The organism is Bradyrhizobium japonicum USDA 6 (genome assembly GCF_000284375.1).
In the GTDB taxonomy this organism is placed as follows: domain Bacteria; phylum Pseudomonadota; class Alphaproteobacteria; order Rhizobiales; family Xanthobacteraceae; genus Bradyrhizobium; species Bradyrhizobium japonicum.
The window spans coordinates 5,179,441-5,200,001 of sequence record NC_017249.1 but is presented as its reverse complement, the minus strand read 5'-3'; the positions used below and the strand labels follow the sequence as shown (position 1 = coordinate 5,200,001).

20 protein-coding genes and 1 pseudogene are annotated in these 20,561 nt (G+C 64.3%); 7 read left to right on the top strand and 14 right to left on the bottom strand.

The genetic code is table 11. From position 1 onward, the window contains the following. Nucleotides 1–100 precede the first annotated feature (100 nt). From BJ6T_RS24610 to BJ6T_RS24590, 5 genes are all read right to left on the bottom strand, one after another. Nucleotides 101–1,708, bottom strand: coding sequence for a sulfite reductase subunit alpha (locus BJ6T_RS24610; protein WP_014495195.1), 1,608 nt, complete (start codon nt 1,706–1,708; stop codon nt 101–103). Beyond that, nucleotides 1,705–3,486 carry a NirA family protein gene (locus BJ6T_RS24605; RefSeq protein WP_014495194.1) on the bottom strand — a complete coding sequence of 594 codons (1,782 nt, stop codon included), beginning with the start codon at nt 3,484–3,486 and terminating at the stop codon, nt 1,705–1,707. The genes BJ6T_RS24610 and BJ6T_RS24605 overlap by 4 nt, the downstream gene beginning before the upstream one ends. A gap of 333 nt (nt 3,487–3,819) precedes the next feature. Beyond that, the gene (locus BJ6T_RS24600) at nt 3,820–4,983 is read right to left on the bottom strand and encodes a CmpA/NrtA family ABC transporter substrate-binding protein (protein ID WP_014495193.1); all 1,164 of its coding nucleotides are present in this window, start codon (nt 4,981–4,983) and stop codon (nt 3,820–3,822) included. Then, complete coding sequence (locus BJ6T_RS24595) at nt 4,980–5,570, bottom strand: ANTAR domain-containing response regulator (RefSeq protein ID WP_014495192.1); 591 nt, start codon at nt 5,568–5,570, stop codon at nt 4,980–4,982. Before BJ6T_RS24595 ends, BJ6T_RS24600 begins: the two co-directional genes overlap by 4 nt. Nucleotides 5,571–5,803: 233 nt before the next feature. Next, entirely contained in the window at nt 5,804–6,367 is a 564-nt protein-coding gene (locus BJ6T_RS24590) for a hypothetical protein (protein WP_014495191.1), read from the bottom strand. Between the two features lie 217 nt (nt 6,368–6,584). On the opposite strand from BJ6T_RS24590, the gene rimO reads away from it, so the two are divergent. Next, nucleotides 6,585–7,904, top strand: coding sequence for a 30S ribosomal protein S12 methylthiotransferase RimO (rimO, locus tag BJ6T_RS24585; RefSeq protein WP_014495190.1), 1,320 nt, complete (start codon nt 6,585–6,587; stop codon nt 7,902–7,904). Nucleotides 7,905–8,003: 99 nt separating this feature from the next. Here the strand turns inward: rimO and BJ6T_RS49185 are convergent. The 4 genes and pseudogenes from BJ6T_RS49185 to BJ6T_RS24570 all read right to left on the bottom strand — a co-directional run. Beyond that, nucleotides 8,004–8,129, bottom strand: a pseudogene (locus BJ6T_RS49185) (hypothetical protein); the annotation flags it as partial. After that, nucleotides 8,126–8,545: a carboxymuconolactone decarboxylase family protein gene (locus BJ6T_RS24580; protein ID WP_014495189.1), complete on the bottom strand. Its 420-nt coding sequence runs from the start codon at nt 8,543–8,545 to the stop codon at nt 8,126–8,128. The gene BJ6T_RS24580 and the pseudogene BJ6T_RS49185, both read right to left, overlap by 4 nt. After that, the gene (locus tag BJ6T_RS24575) at nt 8,478–8,909 is read right to left on the bottom strand and encodes a MerR family transcriptional regulator (protein ID WP_014495188.1); all 432 of its coding nucleotides are present in this window, start codon (nt 8,907–8,909) and stop codon (nt 8,478–8,480) included. The genes BJ6T_RS24580 and BJ6T_RS24575 overlap by 68 nt, the downstream gene beginning before the upstream one ends. A 156-nt stretch (nt 8,910–9,065) precedes the next feature. Continuing rightward, nucleotides 9,066–10,022 (bottom strand): hypothetical protein, encoded by a 957-nt coding sequence (locus BJ6T_RS24570; RefSeq protein WP_014495187.1) that lies wholly within the window; start codon nt 10,020–10,022, stop codon nt 9,066–9,068. Between the two features lie 346 nt (nt 10,023–10,368). On the opposite strand from BJ6T_RS24570, the gene BJ6T_RS47395 reads away from it, so the two are divergent. The 4 genes from BJ6T_RS47395 (at nt 10,369) to BJ6T_RS24555 (ending at nt 14,138) form a co-directional block, all read left to right on the top strand. Beyond that, on the top strand, nt 10,369–10,533 hold the full coding sequence (locus tag BJ6T_RS47395) for a hypothetical protein (RefSeq protein WP_014495186.1): 165 nt from the start codon (nt 10,369–10,371) through the stop codon (nt 10,531–10,533). A gap of 1 nt (nt 10,534) precedes the next feature. Further along, entirely contained in the window at nt 10,535–11,596 is a 1,062-nt protein-coding gene (locus BJ6T_RS47390) for an SGNH/GDSL hydrolase family protein (RefSeq protein WP_014495185.1), read from the top strand. Further along, the gene (locus BJ6T_RS24560) at nt 11,593–12,696 is read left to right on the top strand and encodes an acyltransferase family protein (RefSeq protein WP_014495184.1); all 1,104 of its coding nucleotides are present in this window, start codon (nt 11,593–11,595) and stop codon (nt 12,694–12,696) included. The genes BJ6T_RS47390 and BJ6T_RS24560 overlap by 4 nt, the downstream gene beginning before the upstream one ends. Before the next feature lie 251 nt (nt 12,697–12,947). After that, nucleotides 12,948–14,138 carry an acetylornithine transaminase gene (locus tag BJ6T_RS24555; protein ID WP_014495183.1) on the top strand — a complete coding sequence of 397 codons (1,191 nt, stop codon included), beginning with the start codon at nt 12,948–12,950 and terminating at the stop codon, nt 14,136–14,138. A 57-nt stretch (nt 14,139–14,195) separates the two neighbouring features. On the opposite strand, the gene BJ6T_RS24550 is transcribed toward BJ6T_RS24555, so the two are convergent. The 3 genes from BJ6T_RS24550 to pcsA all read right to left on the bottom strand — a co-directional run bounded on the left by BJ6T_RS24550 (nt 14,196) and on the right by pcsA (nt 16,744). Further along, nucleotides 14,196–15,170: a quinone oxidoreductase family protein gene (locus BJ6T_RS24550; RefSeq protein ID WP_014495182.1), complete on the bottom strand. Its 975-nt coding sequence runs from the start codon at nt 15,168–15,170 to the stop codon at nt 14,196–14,198. A 75-nt stretch (nt 15,171–15,245) separates the two neighbouring features. Beyond that, entirely contained in the window at nt 15,246–15,980 is a 735-nt protein-coding gene (locus BJ6T_RS24545; protein WP_028169500.1) for a TerC family protein, read from the bottom strand. Continuing rightward, nucleotides 15,977–16,744 (bottom strand): phosphatidylcholine synthase, encoded by a 768-nt coding sequence (pcsA, locus tag BJ6T_RS24540; protein ID WP_028169499.1) that lies wholly within the window; start codon nt 16,742–16,744, stop codon nt 15,977–15,979. Before pcsA ends, BJ6T_RS24545 begins: the two co-directional genes overlap by 4 nt. Nucleotides 16,745–16,831: 87 nt before the next feature. On the opposite strand from pcsA, the gene BJ6T_RS24535 reads away from it, so the two are divergent. Continuing rightward, the gene (locus tag BJ6T_RS24535) at nt 16,832–18,016 is read left to right on the top strand and encodes a UbiH/UbiF family hydroxylase (protein WP_028169498.1); all 1,185 of its coding nucleotides are present in this window, start codon (nt 16,832–16,834) and stop codon (nt 18,014–18,016) included. Between the two features lie 6 nt (nt 18,017–18,022). Here the strand turns inward: BJ6T_RS24535 and BJ6T_RS24530 are convergent, their stop codons facing one another. Beyond that, nucleotides 18,023–18,976, bottom strand: a complete 954-nt coding sequence (locus tag BJ6T_RS24530; RefSeq protein ID WP_014495178.1) for an AEC family transporter — start codon at nt 18,974–18,976, stop codon at nt 18,023–18,025. Between the two features lie 106 nt (nt 18,977–19,082). Between BJ6T_RS24530 and hspQ the strand changes: the two genes are divergently transcribed. Next, a complete protein-coding gene (hspQ, locus tag BJ6T_RS24525; RefSeq protein ID WP_014495177.1) occupies nt 19,083–19,415 on the top strand; it encodes a heat shock protein HspQ in 333 nt (110 codons plus the stop codon). A 91-nt stretch (nt 19,416–19,506) separates the two neighbouring features. Here hspQ and BJ6T_RS24520 read toward each other — a convergent pair whose 3' ends face one another. Beyond that, nucleotides 19,507–20,328 (bottom strand): invasion associated locus B family protein, encoded by an 822-nt coding sequence (locus tag BJ6T_RS24520; protein WP_014495176.1) that lies wholly within the window; start codon nt 20,326–20,328, stop codon nt 19,507–19,509. Between the last annotated feature and the right edge of the window lie 233 nt (nt 20,329–20,561).

Sequence of the window (20,561 nt, the reverse complement as noted above, 5' to 3'; positions counted from 1 at the left end):
AAAATTGTCGAAAACAACCCCATGCACAGTAGAAGCGGCCCAGCGGCGCGACGCCCGGCGGTTGCGCTGCCGGGACGATTTGCGCTGATCGGCTCGCGCCTTAGTAGACGTCAGCCTGGAAGCGGCCCGTCTTCTTGAGCTCGGCGACAAAACTGACAGCCTCATCCGTCGAACGTGCCCCGAACTGCGCGACGATATCGACCAGTGCGCGCTCGACGTCCTTGGCCATCCGCTTGGCATCGCCGCAGATGTAGAGATGCGCGCCTTCCGCGAGCCACGTCCACACCTCGCGGCCGACCTCGCGCATGCGGTCCTGGACGTAGAATTTCTTCTCGCCGTCGCGCGACCAGGCCAGCGACATGCGCGTCAGCAGCCCCGAGGTCTTCATCGCGTTGAGCTCTTCCTGGTAGAAGAAATCGCAATCGCTGCGCTGATGGCCGAAGAACAGCCAGTTCTTGCCGGGCGCGCCGGTCGCCTTGCGATCGAGCAGGAAGGCGCGGAACGGCGCGATGCCGGTGCCGGGGCCGATCATGATGACAGGCGTCTTCGGATCCTGCGGCAGGCCGAAACCGTGCGCCTTCTGCACATAGACCTTGAGCTTCTCGCCCTCGGCGATGCGTTCGCCGAGGAAGGTCGAGGCCACGCCGATCCGCTTGCGCTTGCCGATGACGTAACGCACGGAGTCCACCGTCAGCGACAGTTTTCCCGGCGTCGCATTGTGCGAGGAGGAGATCGAATAGAGCCGCGGCTGGAGCGGCTCCAGCGCCTCGACGAAGGCCTCCGGATGCGGCCGCGTGCCCGAAAACTTCTGGAGCGCCGCCATGACGTCGAGCGTGGCGGCGTCGCCATCGGGATCCTCACCCTGCGCCAGCGCCCGCGCCTTTTCGCGCTGCGCGCCGCCGGTGATGAAGGAGATCAGTTCGAACAGCGTGTCGGGCGCGGGCGACAGCGAGACGTCGTCGATCAGCACCTCGCGCAGCGTCTTGCCGTTGACCTTGGTGGTGTGGGAGGCGCCGAGCAGCGCGATGATCTGATCGACGAGGCCGACCTCGTTGCGCGCGAACACGCCGAAGCTGTCGCCGACGACATAGTCGAGCTTGCTCTCGGCGAGATCGAACTCGACGTGATAGGTCTCTTTCTCCGACTTCCCCTTGTTGAGCAGGCGCCGCGACAGAAACGTCGCCGCGACCGGATTGTCGCGCGAGCGGCCGGGCTCGGCGATCGTCACCGTGACGGCCGGCGCCGCGACCGCATCCACCTTGTCAGCCGCCTTGGCCGCCGGCGCCTTGTCCAGCTCCTCATACAGCGACTTCAGCATCCGCGCGGTTTCCTTGCCGCCGGGGACGCAGAGATTGAGCCGTGCTTCGCTACGGGTGGCGATCGCCTCCGAATAGTCGTGGCAATTGTAGCCGCACTGGCCGCAGTCCTGCTGCGCCATCGCGGCCATCATCTTGCGGCGCACGGGACGGCCCTCGGCGAGCTTCATCCGGTCGGCAATCGGCATGGTCTGGTCGTGCCACGGCGCTTCACCGTCGTCGCCGTCACCGGCTTGCATGACCGCTGCGCCCTGCTCCGCCGACAGCGGCGTGGCCACATCAGGCGACAGCAGTCCGGCAAAGAAGCCGTTGAGCCAGGAGCGCTGCGCGTCGGAGAACGGGGCGCTGGCGGGAATGATGTCGAGTTTCGGCGGAGGCGTGATCTGGTTCATGCGGACACCTGTGCATCGGCAAGCTTGCGCAGCGTTTCGCCATCATGGCGGCGCGCAAAGGACAGGAAGGTCTCGTCGGGCGACGAGCGGTGAGCGATATAGGCCTTGAGCAGTCCCTCGACCGTCTTCGGCGCGTCCTCGGCCTTCAGGTCGTGATAGACCTCCTGCCCGACGTCGGCGTCAGGGCCGAACCCGCCACCGGTGAAGAGGTGATAGCCCTCCACCGTGTCTTCGTCGTTGATCGGCACGCGCGCCCCGATCAGGCCGATGTCGCTGATGTAATGCTGCGCGCAGGAATGATGGCAGCCGGTGACATGGATGTTGACCGGCTTGTCCATGGCGACGCGCGGCTCGCACCAGTCGCCGATCTCGGCGGCATTGCGCTTGGTATTGGAAGCCGCGAAACGGCAGCCGGCATTGCCGGTGCAGGCGATCAGGCCGGCGCGGATATGCGAGGCCTCGACCGCGAGCCCGATCTGCTTGATCGCCGCGATGGCGAGTTCGACATTCTCGTCGCGCACGCCCGATATCAGCAGGTTCTGCCAGACGGTCAGGCGGATCTCGCCGTCGCCGAGGTCCCGCGCCACTTTGGCCAGACCCCGCATCTGATCGCAGCTGATCTTGCCGAGCGTCAGCGAGACGCCGATCCAGCTCAAGCCGTCCTGCTTCTGCTTGTGCACGCCGATATGCGCCATGCGGTCCGCGGCTGGCCGCGGCGCAAACGCCTCTTCCGGCACGCGCGTGAACGGCGTCTTCAGCCGCTCCTCGACAAGCTTGAGGAAGCCGTCATGACCCATGGCATCGAGCACGTATTTCAGCCGCGCCTTGTTGCGGTTGGTGCGGTCGCCGTGATCGATGAACACGCGCACGATGGCGTCGGCGACGGCGGTGGCCTGCTCCGGCTTGACGATGATGTTGGAGTATTTTGCAAAGTCCTTGTGCCCGGTGATGCCGCCGAGGCCGAGGCGGAACCAGACACCGGGCTCGACGCCAAAACCGTCCTTCACCTCGAACGCGGTGAAAGCGATGTCGTTGGTTTCCTCCAGCACTGCGATCCTGCCGGCGCCGTCGAAGGCGACGTTGAACTTGCGCGGCAGGCCGTAGAGCGAGCGGTCGTTGAGGATGTGGTAGTGCCACTCCCGCGCATAGGGCCGCGTGTCGATCAGCTCCTGCGGATCGATGCCGGCGGTCGGCGTCCCCGTCACGTTGCGGATGTTGTCGGCGCCGGAGCCGCGCGAGCACAGGCCGAGGTCCTGGATGCCCTCGATCAGCCTGATCGCGTTCTTCGGCGGGATCTCGCGGAGCTGGAGATTGGCGCGCGTCGTGACGTGGCTGTACGGGCCGCAGAGATCGTCGGCGAGATCGGCAAGGCCGGACAGCTGCCAGTGCTTCATGATGCCGTTCGGGATACGCAGCCGGCACATGTAGGAGTCCTGCGTCGGCGCGACGTAGAAGATGCCGTAGTAGCGCCAGCGGAAATTGTCCGCGGGGCTCGGCGGCGCGTTGTCGAGCGCCTGCTGCCGCAGCCGCGGATAGGCATCGAAGGGATGCTCGTCGCGCTTGAACTTCTCCTGGTCGGCGAGCTTCTTGCCGGCTGCAATGACCTTGTCCTGCGCCTTGATGTGGACGGCGTCGGGGCCCGTGGGCTCGGCATTGGCCTTGCCGGCGCTGCCGCCGAGACCGCGGCCGACCCGGCTGATCTGCAAACCGGTCGTGAAGCCTTCGAGATAGCGTTTCTGCTCGTCGGAAAAGTCGACTGAGAGCGTATCGATTTTCATGGGCGGTAACGAAGCTCCTGCGGCCACCGAGTGGCATCGACGGAAAATTGCGCGACCCGCGAGGAACTCGGCTGGCTCAAGAAGCCGGCTGCGCACCCAACGGTCCGGTCAGCTTCGTTGCTGCGGGACTCGGCTCAGCAGGCGTCTGTGACAAGCTGGCCGCACTGCAACATACAAGTTGCGTGCCAGCTTCGATGAAATGGAAATTGCTTTTATTTCAGATGGTTACGGACACGCCCGGAAAACCGCGGTCCGGAACTCTCATGAAATTCGAGCAGGCGGCTCAAAATTTAGCCGATAATCTCTTCCGCACAAAAACGATGCAGGACCGAATCAAGCCTTCCAGCGTCCGACCTCGAAGGCCTCCAGATGCCCGCGGATGTTGCCGGGATCGAAGGCCGGGCCCGCAAATGCCCCGAACGCCGCGGGGGCTTCAGCGGGCGATTGCTGACCGAGGGCTGCGTCGTAGAGCTCGGGCCTGAACACGGCCATCGCCGTCTTGACGCCGTCAGGCGTCAACGCCGTTTGCCCCCAGCGCACCATCTGCGCATAGAGCCAGGCCGCCTGGACAGGGTCCGGGCGCCCTGCCCCCTCGCGTCCGACCAGGAGATAGCGACCGCTCTCGCGGAGGGTGCCGTCGGGAGAAATCTTCAGGCGCCCGGTGAGGGTTCGCTGAATGACTTCGGCATCGACGCCGATCCGCTCCGGCTGCGCCAGGATCCGCGCCGCCTCAGACAGGTTCGCGGGGTCCTCGATGAACGCGGCGCCCTTCACGGCCGCGCGCACCAGCGCTGCCACCACATCCGGATGCTTGTCGGCCCAGACCTGACGAACCGCCAGCACCTTCTCTGCCGCGCGCACGAGAATGTCGGAGACGAAATGCAGGATGTGGCCGATGCCGAGATCGACCGCGACCGAGTTCCAGGGCGCGCCGACGCAGAACGCATCGACATGGCCGTTGGCGAGGCTATCGACCATGTAGGGCGGCGGCAGCACCACGAGGCGCACATCCTCATCCGGATCGACGCCGGCCGCCGCCATCCAGAACCGCAGCTGGTAATTGTGGGTCGAGAACGGGAAAGTCATGCCGAAGGTCAGCGGATCGGCACCTAGCTTGCGACGCTTGGCGACGACCTTCGCCAGCGCTTTCGCCGTGACAAGCGGATCGAAACGGTCGCCGTCGATCTCCTCCATCAGCGCGGCGTGGAGCGCCGGCGAGACCGTGATCGCGTTACCGTTGATGCCGAGGTTGAAGGGCGCCGCGATCGGCACCTTGACGTGGCCGAGCCCGAGCGAGGACGCGATCGCCACCGGCGCCAGCAGATGCGCGGCGTCGAACAGGCCGATATTGAGTTTGTCGCGCACGTTGGACCAGGAGACCTCGCGCACCAGCTCGACCTCGAGCCCTTCGGCGGCGGCAAAGCCCTTGTCGACCGCGACGATCAGGGCGGCGGCGTCGACCAGCGGAATGAATCCGATGCGGAGGGGACCGGTCATTTCAGCATCTCCGACGCGGTGATGATCGACTGCGCGATCTCGCCGATTTTCTTCTTCTCGCGCATCGCCGTGGAGCGCAGCAGCACATAAGCCTCGTCCTCGTTGAGGCCCTTGACCTTCATCAGGATGCCCTTGGCCTTCTCGATGATCTTGCGGTCCTCGAGCTGCGACTTGGTGCGCTCCAGCTCCTCCTGGAGTTTTGCAAAGGCGTTGAAGCGGGATACGCACAGGTCGAGGATCGGCTTGATGCGCTCCTTCTTCAACCCGTCAACGATGTAGGCGGATACGCCCGCCTCCACGGACGCCTGGATCGAGGCTGAATCGCTCTGGTCCACGAACATCGCGATCGGCCGTTTCACGGCGCGGCTAACCTGGAACATCGCCTCAAGCACGTCGCGGCTGGGGTTTTCCAGGTCGATCAGGATGATGTCGGGATCCACCGCATAAATACGGGCGAGCAGGCTCTGCATCTCGCGGATATGAACGACCTGCGTGAATCCGGCCTCCCGCAACCCCTCCTCGAGGATCGCGGCCCGGATCGGGCTTTCGTCGACAATCACGATTTTGGGCGACTGTTCGGCGCTCATAGCTCACTCACGTCAGGCGATTCATCCATAGCATGCCGGAGGGCCATGCAAAGGGTTGTAATTATGGGCAATTGGGACTAGCTCAGGCCTGTCAATCAGGCAGATCAGATATGGATCAGACGGCTGCGCCCAAGGTCAGCTTGGTGTCGCTCGGGTGTCCCTGAGACAACGAATGTGAACTTTCGAAGCCGCCCACTTTCGCCCGACGGCAGCTGCCATCTGGGCTTACGCTCTCACGGAATCCTCGCGCCAGCGATCATTTGGTCGAGAAGTGGCACGGCGGCCAGCACCGCCGTCTCGTTGAGGCCCGAGACCGCTAGCCGCACGACGTAGGAATTGCCGTCCTTGTCGAGATCGGCGTAATGCGCGATCACTTCAATCGGCTGATCCTTCAGGGACGGATTGTCGTAGCGGTTGATAATGACCTTGGGGTTCACCGCGGGAAGCGTGGTGATCTTGGCATTCTTGCCGGATGTCGTCGCCCAATCCCTATCGCTCGTTGCGACCCATTGAACCAATTCGGTCCGATCCTTGTTGTAGCGGCCATCGGCATAGATGATCACTTCGGCTTTGCCGAACGTCTTCCCATTGGGCACGAACATCGAGGCGCCGTACTTGAGACTCGCGGCCTCGTCCCTCGTCCATCCATCGGGTGCCTTCACGCGTGGCCTGAATTCCGGACACATTCGTTCTTGCCGATCGCAGACATGGATGATCTTGTCGACTTCAGCCCGCACCGGAAACATCGCGCCGCAGGCAGCGGTAACGAAAGCCATGCCGAAGATGAAACGGCGCATCGCAGTTTAGCTCCGTGGAATTACGCAAGAACAGAATAACAACAAAAAGGTGCACGTTGGAGCAATCCATCTCGGCTCCTCCACTCGCACGATCGGAACCGGGCGCGAGTACTGCTTTAGCATCGCACCGCATAGGTTAGTTATTGAATTTCGCCATCGGTTCAATTAGTTGGATCGCTAAATCCGGACAATTCAGATCTAGGCTCCAGGCGGTACCATGGACAGAGCGCCCCGCATTTCATTCACGTCACTCGGGTGTCCCAAGGCATTGGTGGATTCCGAGCGCATCATCACGCGCCTCCGTGCCGAGGGCTATGAGCTCGCGCGCAAGCATGACGGGGCAGATGTCGTCATCGTCAACACCTGCGGTTTCCTGGACAGCGCCAAGCAGGAATCGCTTTCGGCGATCGGCGAGGCCATGGCCGAGAACGGCAAGGTGATCGTGACGGGTTGCATGGGCGCCGAGCCCGAGCAGATCGAGCAGGCCTATCCCGGCGTGCTGTCGATCACCGGTCCGCAGCAGTATGAGAGCGTGCTCGATGCCGTGCATCGCGCGCTGCCGCCGGCCCACAATCCGCATCTCGATTTGGTGCCACCGCAGGGCATCAAGCTGACGCCGCGCCACTACGCCTATTTGAAGATTTCCGAAGGCTGCAACAACCGCTGCACCTTCTGCATCATCCCGAAGCTGCGCGGCGATCTCGTCTCGCGTCCGGCCAATGACGTGCTGCGCGAGGCCGAGCGCCTTGTCGGTGCCGGCGTCAAGGAGCTGCTGGTGATCTCGCAGGACACCTCCGCCTATGGTGTCGACCTCAAATATGCCGAGAGCCCGTGGAAGGATCGTCAGGTCCGCGCCAAATTCCTCGACCTCGCCCGCGAGCTCGGCGAACTCGGTGCCTGGGTGCGGCTGCAATATGTCTACCCCTACCCGCATGTCGACGAAGTCATCGCGCTGATGAACGAGGGCAAGGTGCTGCCCTATCTCGACATCCCCTTCCAGCACGCGAGCCCCGAGGTGCTGAAGGCGATGAAGCGTCCGGCGGCGCAGGACAAGACGCTGGCGCGGATCAAGCGGTGGCGCGAGGAATGCCCTGACCTCGCCTTGCGCTCGACCTTCATCGTGGGCTTCCCCGGCGAGACCGATTCCGACTTCGCCTATCTGCTCGACTGGCTCGATGAAGCCGAGATCGATCGCCTCGGCTGCTTCAAATACGAGCCGGTTGCGGGTGCGACGTCGAATGCGATCGAGAACCCCGTGCCGGAAGAGGTCAAGCAGGAGCGCTACAACGCGCTGATGGCCCGCCAGCAAAAGATCTCGGCGCGCCGGCTGAAGCGCAAGGTCGGCACCCGCCAGCAGATCATCATCGACGAGGTCGGCCCGACGGTTTCAAAAGGCCGCTCCAAGGCCGACGCGCCGGAGATCGACGGCGCGGTCTATCTCTCCAGCCGCCGTCCTCTGCGCGTCGGCGAGATCGTCACCGCGAAGATCGAGCGCGCGGACCAGTACGATCTGCACGGCAGCGTCGCGGGGTTCTGAGGCGCTCCGTCATTGCGAGCGTAGCGAAGCAATCCAGAATCCCTCCGCGGAGACAGTCTGGATTGCTTTGCTGCGCTCGCAATGACGATGTGGAAACAATCACACCAGCCATTTCGGCACCCAGCGCTCGGGCCGTGGTGCCCGGGCGAGATCGGCCTGCGCTTCGGTCAGTTTTGCGGGTTCGCCGACGACGATCGGGCGCACATCGTGTTCGAAATTCGTCATGTCGCTTCTCCGGACGCCTGCCGTCCGTCATGCGCGGAAAACACCTCCTTGGCTGCGAACAGCCCGTTCACCGCTGCCGGGAAGCCCGCATAGACGGCCATCTGCATGATGATCTCCACGATCTCGTCGCGAGACAGCCCGACATTCAGGCCCGCCTCGATATGCACCTTGAGCTGAGGCGCGGCATTTCCGAGCGCCGTCAGTGCGGCGATCGTCGCGATCTCTCGATCGCGCAGGCCGAGGTCCGGGCGGCTGTAAATGTCGCCGAAGGGAAACTCGATCACGTATCGTGCGAAATCCGGAGCGATGTCGGCGAGTGAGGCAACGACCTTTTCGCCGGCTCTGCCGTCAATGCGTGACAGGGCCCGCTGGCCGCGATCGAAGCGGCTTTCGGCTTGTGTTTGGGCGTGCGTCATCTTCCTTCGTCCTCTGTTCGTCGCCGGCATAGCCGGCGATCTTGGTATCAAGGACGAGCAGGCATTCCTGGAGTTCGGCAATCTGCGTGCGAACCTGTTCCCGGTGGATTTCCAGCATCTGCCGCCGGGCTGGCCCGGTGGCTTCGCCTTCATCACGAAGCGCCGCATAACGCAACATGTCCCGGATCGGCATTCCCGTGGTCTTGAGCCGACCGAGAAATGCGATCCATGTGAGGATCGATGCGTCAAAGTCACGCTGGCCGGAACGATCCCGGTCCGCGTATGGCAGCAGCCCGACGCGCTCATAATAACGCAACGTGTGAGCCGACAAGCCGGTTCGTTTTGCGAGGTCGCCGATCTTCATGTGTGCCCGTTCTCGTACTGACGCACGTACAGATACCCCTTCGAGCGCACTCTAAGTCAAGGGGATCGAAGGTGCCGTTCCCGCGAGGTCAAGATGGCGCGACAGCAGAAGATTTCGGCGCGCCGGCTGGGCCGCAGCATCGCGGGATTCCGAGCTTCAGGATGTCGCCAGCCATTTCGGCACCCAGCGCTCTGGCCTTGGTGCGCGCGCGAGATCGGCCATTGCCTCGGAGAGCTGCGCCGGCTCGCCGCCGATGATCGGTCGCACATCGTATTCGAAGTTCGGCATGACGCGGCCGTCGACATAGAGGCCGAATTTCATCGCGTACCACAGCCCGAGTTCGGGCTGCGCCTTCCGCATTTCCTCGCGCAGATCGCGCAGCAGGGATTCGACCGAGGCGGCCTCCTCGAACGGCTGCGGTCCGTGCGAAAGGACGCGCGCCTCGTACTGCTTGCCGACGATCGCGACCTCGAAATGCGTCTTGTCCCAGGGCTTCTTGCCCCTGGGCAGATGCGCGGCGAGCCGCCAGCCGAGCTCAGCCATCAGGCGGTGATTGGCCCAATAGTCCTCGCGATCCCGGCTCCATTTTTCCACGAAGCCGCGAAAGTCGGGAAGCTCTGCAGCACCGTCGTCACACGCGGCCTTGTCGCCGATCGGCTGTCCGGCAAGCCATCGCGCGAGCTCGTCCGTCTGGCACTCGACCTCGTCATGCGGGTTGAGATCGCTCCAGGCCTTGTCGAATTGCTGCGACGTCAGCTTCGCCAGCAAGCCGTCGAGGCTCGGCGCGAGCAGCTCGTAGTCGCCCTCGGAGCCCAGCCCCACGATCGGCGGGTTGTCGCGATCAAGCCCTGCGCCATACCAGCCACCGACGGCCGAGCCATCCGGCAGCCGCATGAACAGTGAAAACCTGTCGCGCAAGGGACTGCCGTCGAAGATCGGCGCCTGATCGGAGAACTGGCCTTGCAGGGAGAAACGGCCGACGCTGCCCCACGGGCGCCCGTTCAGCCAATCGGCAAAGTCGACCAGCAGGGATGGCGCCTCGATGCCCGGCGGAAACGCGCCGCGAATGCTGTCGAGGTCGATCGGGTAAGGCGTATCGGACAAGGTCTTCAAACTATCTGGTTGGTCCCGCCTTCTTGGTCTGACCCGTGATGCATTCGGTTCGAACCAAGTCGCGTCCTTCGATCACAAACGCGCTAGAGGCGCAATGGTTTCTGTACGGCAATCAAATGACATCCAATCTATTGCGGAGTGCAGATTGGCGCGATCAACATGCTGAGTGAGCCACGCTCGGCGAAGCGACCCGGAGCGGGCGGTTGCCGATCGCAACCGCGCCGTCGATTCCGCGGGGTACGGCAGCCTCCGACCGCAGAAAACGGCCCGACCGCAACTATCGCAGTGATTGAACTTTACGTTGAGTCGCGCTAACAGCGACCGAGATCTCCGCCCGGACTGCATCATGATCGACGATCAAGCCCCTCCAGCCCCCCCGTCGGGGGTCGCGAAACGCCTGTCGAAAAACCGCGCCCTGCTGGCCCTCGCCGTGCTTGCCCTTGTGCTTGGCGCGCTGCTTCTGCTCTCGGACGAGGCCGTTACGTCGCGTTTCCACTACAAGTATTTCTAAGATGGCTCCGATCGTCCGGCGCGCCATCGGACTCGCGCTGTTTGCGGCCATCGCCGACATGATGTTCTTCGGCTTCGGGCTCGCCTCGATCGCGCGCGGCAATCCATACCTGCTCTACAAGCCATGGCGGCTCGATGCCGAGATCGCCGCGATGGTGCCCCATGAGCGCGAGGGCTCGTTCACCGGCTGGCCCCGGCAAGGCGAACTTCCGACACAGCCCGTGCCGAAGGTCGGCGCCGCAACTTGCGGCTCTGCATGGGGCGGGTCATTCACCCAGAGCCCGGATGTCGCCGCCGCAGAAACCTGGCCATATCTGGTCTCGCAAGCCTTGGGCTGCCAGATCGATAATCACGGCATCGGCGGCTTCAGTATCGACCAGACATTGCTGCTGTATCGTGAGCATTCACGTTCGGATTCGATCGTCATCCTCGGGCTCATCGAACTCATGCTCGTCGGCGCCGGGGCCTCGTCCCCGGCCTTCTTCTCGCTGTCGGATGATCATTCTCCGCGGGCCAGCCTGACCAAGCCGAGATTCGTGCTTGAAAAAGACCGCCTCGTGCTGATCCCCCGCCCCGCAGCCGACGTCGCCGCGATCCGCGATGCCATCACCAGCGACATGCCCGCCGCCGAGTGGACTCCGCTCGCCTTTCCGTTCTCGTTCCATGTGGCGACTGCGATCTATCGCAAGTTGACCCGCACCGAGCAATTCAATGCCGCAAGCCTTGCTTCGCCGCGGGAAGACATGGCCGCCTTGCGGCGTCTCGGCGTGTCGCTGATCCAAACATTTGCCCGTGAAGCCGCCGTCCGCAACAATCGCTTTGTGCTCCTGCTCATTCCGTCGCCCGACATTCAGGGCGAGCTTGGACGCAGCCTGACGATGATGATGGAAGCCGTCGGCAGCCAGCCCGGCATCTGCATCGTCGATCCCTCGCCCGAACTGAAGGACGCGTATTCACGAACGGGAATGCTGCGCACGGACAGCGGTCATTTCAGCGCCGCCGGCAACAAGGCGCTCGCGGATGCAACCTTGCGCGGCCTCAAGGCCTGCGGGATTGCAACGTGACGGGTCGGATCGCTTCGCTCGATCTGTTGCGCGGCATCGCCGCCTTCTCCGTCGCCATCCCGCATTTTTTCATGGCCAGCTCCGCCAGCGCGCCGGCCGCGGAAACCATCTCGATTCTCGGCGTCGAAATCTTCTTCGTGCTGTCCGGCTACGTCCTGGCCCCACAGATTTTGATGGTGGCCGCAAGCTCCTTCCGCCTGCGCAATCTCGGCGTCTTCCTCGTGCGGCGATGGATGCGCACTGTGCCGCCCTACCTGATCGCACTCGTTCTCGTCTCGATCACGGCGCGCCAAACGTTCAGCGCGGATTTCGTTCGTTACACCTTCTATGTGCAGAACCTGGTCGGGCAAGCCAACGATCACGATTATTTCGCGATCGCCTGGAGCCTGTCGGTCGAGGAATGGTTCTATGTGACCTTTCCCGTTCTCTTGCTGATTGCGTCGGCGTTTGTCCCCGGTCGCCGGCGGACGGCGCTTCCAGCCGCGCTGATCTATATCGGAGTGGTCACGATTGTCCGCTTCGCCTTCGGGGATTGGGCCGACTGGGGTCCGGAGGTACGCCGTGTTGTCGCGTTCCGCGTCGATGCCATCGCCTGGGGCTTTGTCCTGTATCTTGCCGTCTCGGACGGCCGTCTGCTGCGCGCGGTCACCCCAGTGCGCGCGGGGATGACGCTCCTCGTCGTCGGCAGCGCCGCCTTCGCGCTCACGCTTCGGCTTGCCGGCCAGGCGTCGCTCGCGCTCGAGGCGCTGTTCCACCTCTACGCATCCGCGTTCGGCGCCGCCGCGATCGTGGCCGCGCTTGCATTCGCGCCGCGTCTTGCGGGCCGGCCATCCCTTGTCAGCGCAAGCCTCTTCCTCGGCCGCATCTCCTACTCGGTCTATCTGTTCCACCTGCTCGCGCTGGCAGCGCTGGACCGCCTCGGCGCAGCAGAGAGCTCCGCAGGTTTGATCCTGTACGTTGCCCTGACAATCATCGTCACGGCACTGATGGCCGTCGGGGTGGAGGCGCCGACCCTTGAGGCGAGACCGTCCTACAGTGCCGGCCAGCGACCATCGCTCGATGCTCGTGAACGCGACGCTCGCGCGGCCGTTGAGGGTTGAACGCTGCCCGAGCATGGGCTTGACAAGCCCTGGCCTTCGGCTGTAGGGACGCGCCCCATGATCAACGCTCGGACCCATCAGCGCACCGAAATGCTCCGCCGTCGCTTCCGCGACGACGAGAGGGTGCGCCATGTCCGACGACGCCGCTGAACCAGTAGAATTCAGCCGAGTTTTCGCAAAGGCCGCACCCGCAAGGTGCGGCCTTTTTGCTTTTTGCGCTCCATTTCCACCCGCCTGCAGAGGAGTTCGACATGACCACGCATCCCTATGACGCGCTGATGGACATCACCGCACGGCCCAAGGCCGTGTTCGTCCGCGGCGCGGGCTCCTACCTCTGGGACGACAGCCGCAAGCGCTATCTCGATTTCGTGCAGGGCTGGGCCGTCAACTGCCTCGGTCACTCCCCGCCCGCGATCGCCGATGCGGTTTCCGCGCAGGCCAAGCGGCTGCTGACGCCTAGCCCGGCGTTCTACAACGAGCCGAGCCTGAGGCTTGCCGAGCGGCTTGTCGCAAACAGCGCGTTCGACCAGGTGTTCTTTGCCAACTCGGGCGCGGAAGCCAACGAGGGCGCGATCAAGCTCGCGCGCAAATACGGCAGCCTGCACAGGAACGGCGCGTTCGAGATCATCAGCTTCGCAGGCGGCTTCCACGGCCGGACACTTGCGACGATGTCGGCTTCGGGCAAGAAGGCGTTCGAGCCGCTGTTCGAGCCGAAGGTCGCCGGCTTCAAGAAGGCGAAGCTGAACGACATCGCCTCGGTCGAGGAGCTGATCAACGACAATACCGTCGCGGTGATGCTGGAGCCGATCCAGGGCGAGTCCGGCGTGTGGCCCGCGACCGATCAGTTCCTGAAGGAGCTGCGCGCGCTCACCGAGGCGCACGGCCTGCTGCTCATTTTTGACGAGATCCAGACCGGCATGGGCCGGACCGGCAAACTCTTCCACTACGAGCACACCGGCATCGCGCCCGACATCATGACGCTCGGCAAGGGCATCGGCGGCGGCGTGCCGCTCGCGGCCCTGCTGGCGACTGAACGTGCCTCCTGCTTCGAGCACGGCGATCAGGGCGGGACCTTCAACGGCAACCCGATCATGTGCGCGGCGGGGCTCGCGGTGCTGGAGGAGGTCAGCAAGCCGGACTTCCTGAAGGCGGTCACCGAGACCGGCCTGCTGCTCGAAAGCGAGTTGCAGAAGGTCTCGGCCCGGCACGGCCTCGGCGGCGTGCGGGGACGTGGCCTCCTGCTCGCGCTCGACCTCAAGCTGCCGATCGCACCTAGCATCGTCGCGCAGGCGTTCGAGGCCGGCGTGCTCCTGAACGCGCCGCAGCTCGACACGCTGCGCTTCATGCCGGCGCTGAACGTCACGAAGGGAGAGATCGCCGAGATGATCGATTGTCTCGACGGGATTTTGACCAGGACCGGCGCGGCAAGACGCGTGGCGTAAACGCCCTCGCCGTCATGGCCGGGCTTGTCCCGGCCACGACTTTGATGGAGCTACTTGCTACGGCTTCAGGATCGACGCGCCGGTGGTCTTGCGGCTTTCGAGATCGATATGCGCCTTGGCGGCGTCCTTGAGCGCGTAGGCGTGATTGATCGGCACGTGCAGCTTGCCGTTGATGACGGCGGCGAACAGCGTGTCGGCGCCTTCCAGCAGCTCCTTGCGCGTGCCGACGTAGTCGTTGAGCTTCGGCCGCGTCGCAAACAGCGAGCCGTGATTGTTGAGCTCGGCGATCGAGAACGGCGGCACGGGGCCCGAGGCATTGCCGAACGAGACGAACATGCCGCGCGGCTTCAGGCAGGACAGCGAGCCCGGGAACGTCGCCTTGCCGACGCCGTCATAGACGACGTCGCAGCCCTCGTTGCGGCTGATCTGCTTCACGCGCGCGACGAAATCCTCCTCGTTGTAGAGGATGACGTGGTCGCAGCCATTGGCCTCCGCCAGCTCCGCCTTCTCGCGCGAGCCGACCGTGCCGATGACGTGGGCGCCGAGCGCCCTCGCCCATTGGCAGGCGAGCAAGCCGATGCCGCCGGCCGCGGCATGGATCAGCACGCGATGGTGCGGCTCGACCTTGAAGGTCTTGTGCAGGAGATACCAGACCGTCAGCCCCTTCAGCATCAGCACGGCGCCCTGCTCGTGCGTGATGTGGTCGGGCAGCTTGACCAGCTTCTCCCAGGGGATGTTGCGCTCGCCGGTATAGGCACCGAGATTGTGGTAGTAGGCCACGCGATCGCCGGGATGGAAATGCGTGACGCCGGGCCCGACGGCGATGACCTCGCCCGACGCCTCGTTGCCGGCGATGAAAGGCAGCCCCGGCGCCTTGTAGAGGCCGGTGCGATAATAGACGTCGATGAAGTTCAGCCCGACCGCATGCTGGCGGATGCGCACCTCGCCGGAAGCCGGCGCCGGGACATCGACGCTCTCATAGACCAGGGCTTCGGGGCCTCCGACCTTGTGCACACGGACGGCTTTGGTCATCACCTGACCTCCTCTTCTCGCGGCCCAACGAAAGACATCGCGCCGGCCTTGTCAACTCGGCGCCGGCTGGAACGGTTAAACGGACGGCTTGCGGACTTTCCTGCGGTTGCGCTTCGCCAGCACGTTGAAGAATTCCACCGCCGCCGAGAACGCTATTGCGAAATAGATGTAGCCGCGCGGAATGTGGAATTGGAATCCGTCCGCGACCAGGGCGACGCCGATCAGCACCAGGAACGCCAGCGCCAGCATCTTGGTGGTCGGATGCTCCGCGACGAATCGCGACACCGGTCCCGACGAAATATACATGACCAGGCAGGCGATCACGACCGCCGCGATCATGATCTCGATGTCCTGCGCCATGCCGATCGCGGTGATGATCGAGTCCAGCGAGAACACGATGTCGATGACGATGATCTGGACGATCACCCAGAAGAACGCGTTGCCACCGGACTCCCGGTCGCCCTTACCGTCATCGGCTTCGACCTCGGCGTGGATCTCGTGCGTCGCCTTGGCGATCAGGAACAGGCCGCCGCCGATCAGGATGAGATCGCGCCAGGAGAAGCCGTAACCTGAAAACGAAAACACCGGCGCGGTCAGGCCGATCAGCCAGACCAGCAGACTGAGCAGGATGATGCGGAAGATCAGCGCCAGCCCGAGCCCGATCTGGCGGGCACGGTGAGCCTGCTTCTCGGGGATGCGCGACACGATCACCGACAGGAAGATGACGTTGTCGATGCCGAGCACGATCTCGAGCGCGGTCAAGGTGAGTAGCGCGGCCCAGGCTTCAGGACTAGTGAGGAGGTGCATCATGCGAAGGATCTTGCCAGGCGGATCAATGCGTCGCTGAAGCTGATCCAGAGCGCGATGGCGCAGAGCACGATGGTCACGCCGGTGCCGACGCGAAAATCCATCTCCAGCACGTAGAGGCCGAGCACGGCCCAGATCGCGATCAGCGACATCGTCAGCCAGCGCAGCCGCACGACCCGGACCGGATGCAGCACGTGGAACGGCACGAAGGTCAGCACGACAAGCGCAGCGACCAGCAGGGTCGACCACAGCGGCGGCCAGTGCAGCAGGAACAGGTAGAATGCCGCCGCATTCCACAGCGCCGGAAAGCCGCGGAAATGATTGTCGTCCGCCTTCATGCGCAGATCGGCGAAATAAAGTGCGCTGGTGACGATGATGGCGATGCCGAGCAGCGGGGCCGCCACCGGCAGCAGCAGCCCGCTCGCCACGATCGCATAGGCTGGCACGAAGACATAGGTGACGAAGTCGACCACGAGATCGAGCACGTCTCCCGACCAGTTCGGCTGCACATCCTTGACCTTGAGCCGGCGGGCGATCGGCCCGTCGATCGCATCGATGATCAGGGCGACGCCCAGCCACTGAAACATCGCCGCCCAATGCTCGCGCACGGCCTCCAGCATCGCCAACAGCGCGATGGCCGCGCCGAATGCGGTGAAGATGTGCACCGAGAAGGCCGCGGCGCGGATCGCCGGTCTCGGCTTCAGGGAATCCTCTTGGGTATCCATGGCTTCTGCTATCAGAATGAGACCGGTTTGCACATCCGCCATTGCGGCGCGCAGTCGCACAATTCGCCACAAAATCAAGGAAATATAGCCGGGCTTGAATTTGCCGCGCAGCATGTCAATTGTCGTTCCATGACAGATGCATCGACACACCATGACGCGGCCGTGATCGGCGGCGGACCGGCGGGACTGGCGGCCGCCATCGCGCTGGCGCAGGCCGGCGCGCGGACCGCGCTGGTGGCGCGGCGCGTGCCCTATGCCGACAACCGCACCACCGCCCTGCTCGGCGCCTCCGTCGATCTCCTGGAGGGCCTCGACGTCTGGCCGCGCTGCAAGGGCAAGGCGGCCGCGCTCGAAATCATGCGCCTCGTCGACGACACCGGCCGCCTGTTCCGGGCGCCGGAGGTCCGGTTCTCCTGCCACGAAATCGCGCTCGAAGCCTTCGGCTACAATATCGACAACCGCTCGCTGATGCTGGCGATGGAAGAACGCGCGGCCGAGTTGCCCAACCTCGTCCGTTGCGATGACGAGGCCGAAAGCGTCGTCATCGAAGCCGACGACGTCGCGGTCCGCACGGCGTCCGGTGAATTCCTCTCGGCCCGGCTCGTGGTCGGCGCCGACGGCCGGCACTCGCTGTGCCGGGAAGCCGCCGGCATCGCGGTGACGCGGCGCGACCTGACGCAGACCGCGCTGACCTTCAACGTCGGCCACGCGCGCCCGCATCGCAACGTCTCGACCGAGTTCCACACGCCGCATGGACCTTGCGTGTTCGTGCCCCTGCCCGGCGATCGCTCCAGCATCGTCTGGGTCTCGGCCCCCGCCGAGGCCGAGCGGCTTCGCGGCTTGAGCGACGCGGAGCTGTCCGCCGCGATCGAGAAGCAGTCGCATTCCATTTTGGGACGCATGACGGTCGAGCCAGGCCGCAACCTGTTCCCGCTGGCGATCGAGCGTCCAAAATCCTTCGGGTGCGACCGCATCGCGCTGGTCGGCGAAGCGGCCCATGTGGTCCCGCCGATCGGCGCCCAGGGCCTCAACCTTGGCCTGCGCGATGCCGCTGACATCGCCAGGCTCGCGGGCGAAGCCATCGCCGCGGGCCAGGATCCCGGCGCGCCCGACGTGCTCAAGCGCTACGACCGGGCGCGGCGTCCGGACATTCTGAGCCGCACGTTCGCGATCGACATCGCCAACCGCTCCCTGCTCAACGATTTCCTGCCGCTCCAGCCGGTCCGCGCGGTCGGCATGCATCTGCTCGGCGCCATCGGCCCGCTGCGGCGCTTCGCCATGCGCGAGGGCCTGACCCCGACGTGGCGGCGGTAGGCTCGCTTACGGAAACGCCAGCCGGCCGGTCCGGATCGCCCACATCACGCTGGTCAGCGTGACGACGGATGCGAAGGTCCCGAGCAGCACCGCGACGGATGCGGATTCGATCCAGGCGTCGTTCTGCCGGGCAATCACAAACACATTGAGCGCCGGCGGCAGCGAGGCCATCAGCACGGCGGTGGCGGCCCAGGGCTGCGCGAACGGTCCGAACGCCAGCATCAGGCCGAACGCGGCGAGCGGGTGGATCAAGAGCTTCACCGCGATCACGCCCGGCACCTCCCACGGCACCCGGTCGAACGGGCGGAGCGCCACGGTCACGCCGAGCACGAACAGCGCGGTCGGTGCGGCTGCGTTCTGAAGGAACGTGATGGTGCGGTCGAGTGCGACCGGCAGCTCGATATGAAGCGCCGCCACGGCCGCGCCAAAGCAGGCCGACATGATCAGCGGGTTGAGCACGATCTGCTTCAGCACCACGCCGAAGGCATGGACCAGGGAGGGATGGTCGCGGTCGGAGAGCTCAATCAGCAGCGGCACGATCGTGAACAGAAAGATGCTGTCGCAGCAGAAGATCAGCGCGGTCGGCGCCGAGGCCTTCGGCCCAAGCACGGCGAGCGCCAGCCCCGGCCCCATGTAGCCGATATTGCCATAGCCGCCGGAGAGGCCCGCAAGCGTCGCCTCGCGCAGCGTCAGCCGTCCCAAAACCTTGCCAACCACCAGCGCCAGGGTGAATGCCGCAACCGTGGACAGCGTGGTCGCGACCAGGAACGGCGGGTTGTTCAATTCCGCAAACGGCGTTTTCGACATGATCGCGAACAGCAACGCCGGAAGCGACACGTAGAGCAGGAAGAAGTTCATCCAGGCGAGGCCTGATTCCGGCAGCGACTTGGCCTTGCCACACGCGTATCCGACAAAGATCAAGCCGAAATAAGGTAGCGCCAGATTGAGGATATCGATCATTGATAAAGTGTTTTCTGAAGATTTGGGGGCTATCCACCCCTTAGTCGAAGGTTAATTCCAGGTCAGGGCACTAGCATCGGCCACAATCCTGGTCTATCGACGGGGAATGATTAAAGCGAGGACCGCCAAATTTCAGATCGGACAGGTCGTTCGCCACCGGATCTTCTCGTTCCGGGGGGTGATTTTCGACATCGATCCGGAATTCAACAACACCGAGGAGTGGTGGCTGTCGATTCCCGAAGAGGTGCGGCCTCACAAGGACCAGCCGTTCTACCATCTGCTCGCGGAGAACGCGGAGTCGGAATACGTCGCCTACGTCTCCGAGCAGAACCTTGTGCCGGATGATTCCGGCGAGCCGATCCGCCATTCCCAGGTTGCCGAGATCTTCATCAAGGACAAAACCGGCGGCTACCGCCCGCGCAATCCGTCGCTGAACTGAGCCAACTTGAACTGAGTTTTGCCGCCATCAAGCGGCCAGCAAAAAGGCGCTCGAACCGAGCGCCTTTTTCATGTCCGGGATTTGAGCCCGCTTACTTCTGACCGGTCGGAGCCGCGCCGGGCGCGCCACCGTTCTGCTCGAGCTTCTTGCGCTGCTCGTCGGCCTTCTTCTGAAGCTCTTCCTGAAGCTTCTTCTGGGTTTCCTCGAACACCTTCGGGTCGGTCGGCGGACCGTCATAGGCCTTCTGGAATTCGCCGGCGAGCGGCAGCGGCAGCGTCAAGGGCGCGCCGTTCGCATTGATCGCCTGGACAACGAGGTTCTGGCCCTTCTTCATGTTGCCGATGAGCTCGGGCGTGGCCTCGTAGTCGGACATGCAGCCATTCTGGAAGCAGATCACGTAGGGACTCTGCAACGGCGGATTGTTGTCCACGATGATGCGGGTGCCGTGCACGAGTTGCATGCCGAGCGGCAGCGTCACGCGCAGGATCTTCTTGGGTTCGCCTTCCGGCTCGATGATCACGGCCGCGATGACCGGCTGGCCCGACTCGATACGGCCGTCCTTGCCGGTGAAGCAGACCTGCTTGGCGTTGGCGTCCTGGCCCTTGAGGCAGAACTTGGTCCAGGGGGCGTAGATCAGCTGGATCTGCTGATCGGCCGGCTGGGCGGCGCCCTGCTGCGCCGGAGCGCCCGGCGCGGGAGCCGGCTGGGCGGGTGCCTGGGCAGCCGGTGCCGGAGCCTTGGGGGCAGCCTTCGGAGCAGCTTTCGGCGCCGCCTTGGGCGCGGCGGGGGCACCGGGGGCCGGCGCCGGGGTCTGGGCCTCGGCGGCAAACGGAACGGCCAATGCCGTCGCCGTCAACAAGGCGAGAAGTCGCCCGCGCGGCCGGACGGACGCGGCCAAGTAACGGAAATTCATTGCGGAAAACCCTTTCTGAACGGGAAGTGCCCGAACCGCTCCGAAGCGACGAACCTAGCCGCGTTGGGCGCGGCTCTCTCCCCGTCAATTGAGGCGGATAAGTGACGGGCTCGACGCTCTTGCGCGATTGCGTGCCTTCTTAACGTGGCCGACGAAAAGATCAATGCCGACAAGCGTCTTTGGCCTCGCCTTGAACCGCTCCCAGGCCTGCGATCCGTGAAATTCCTTGTGAT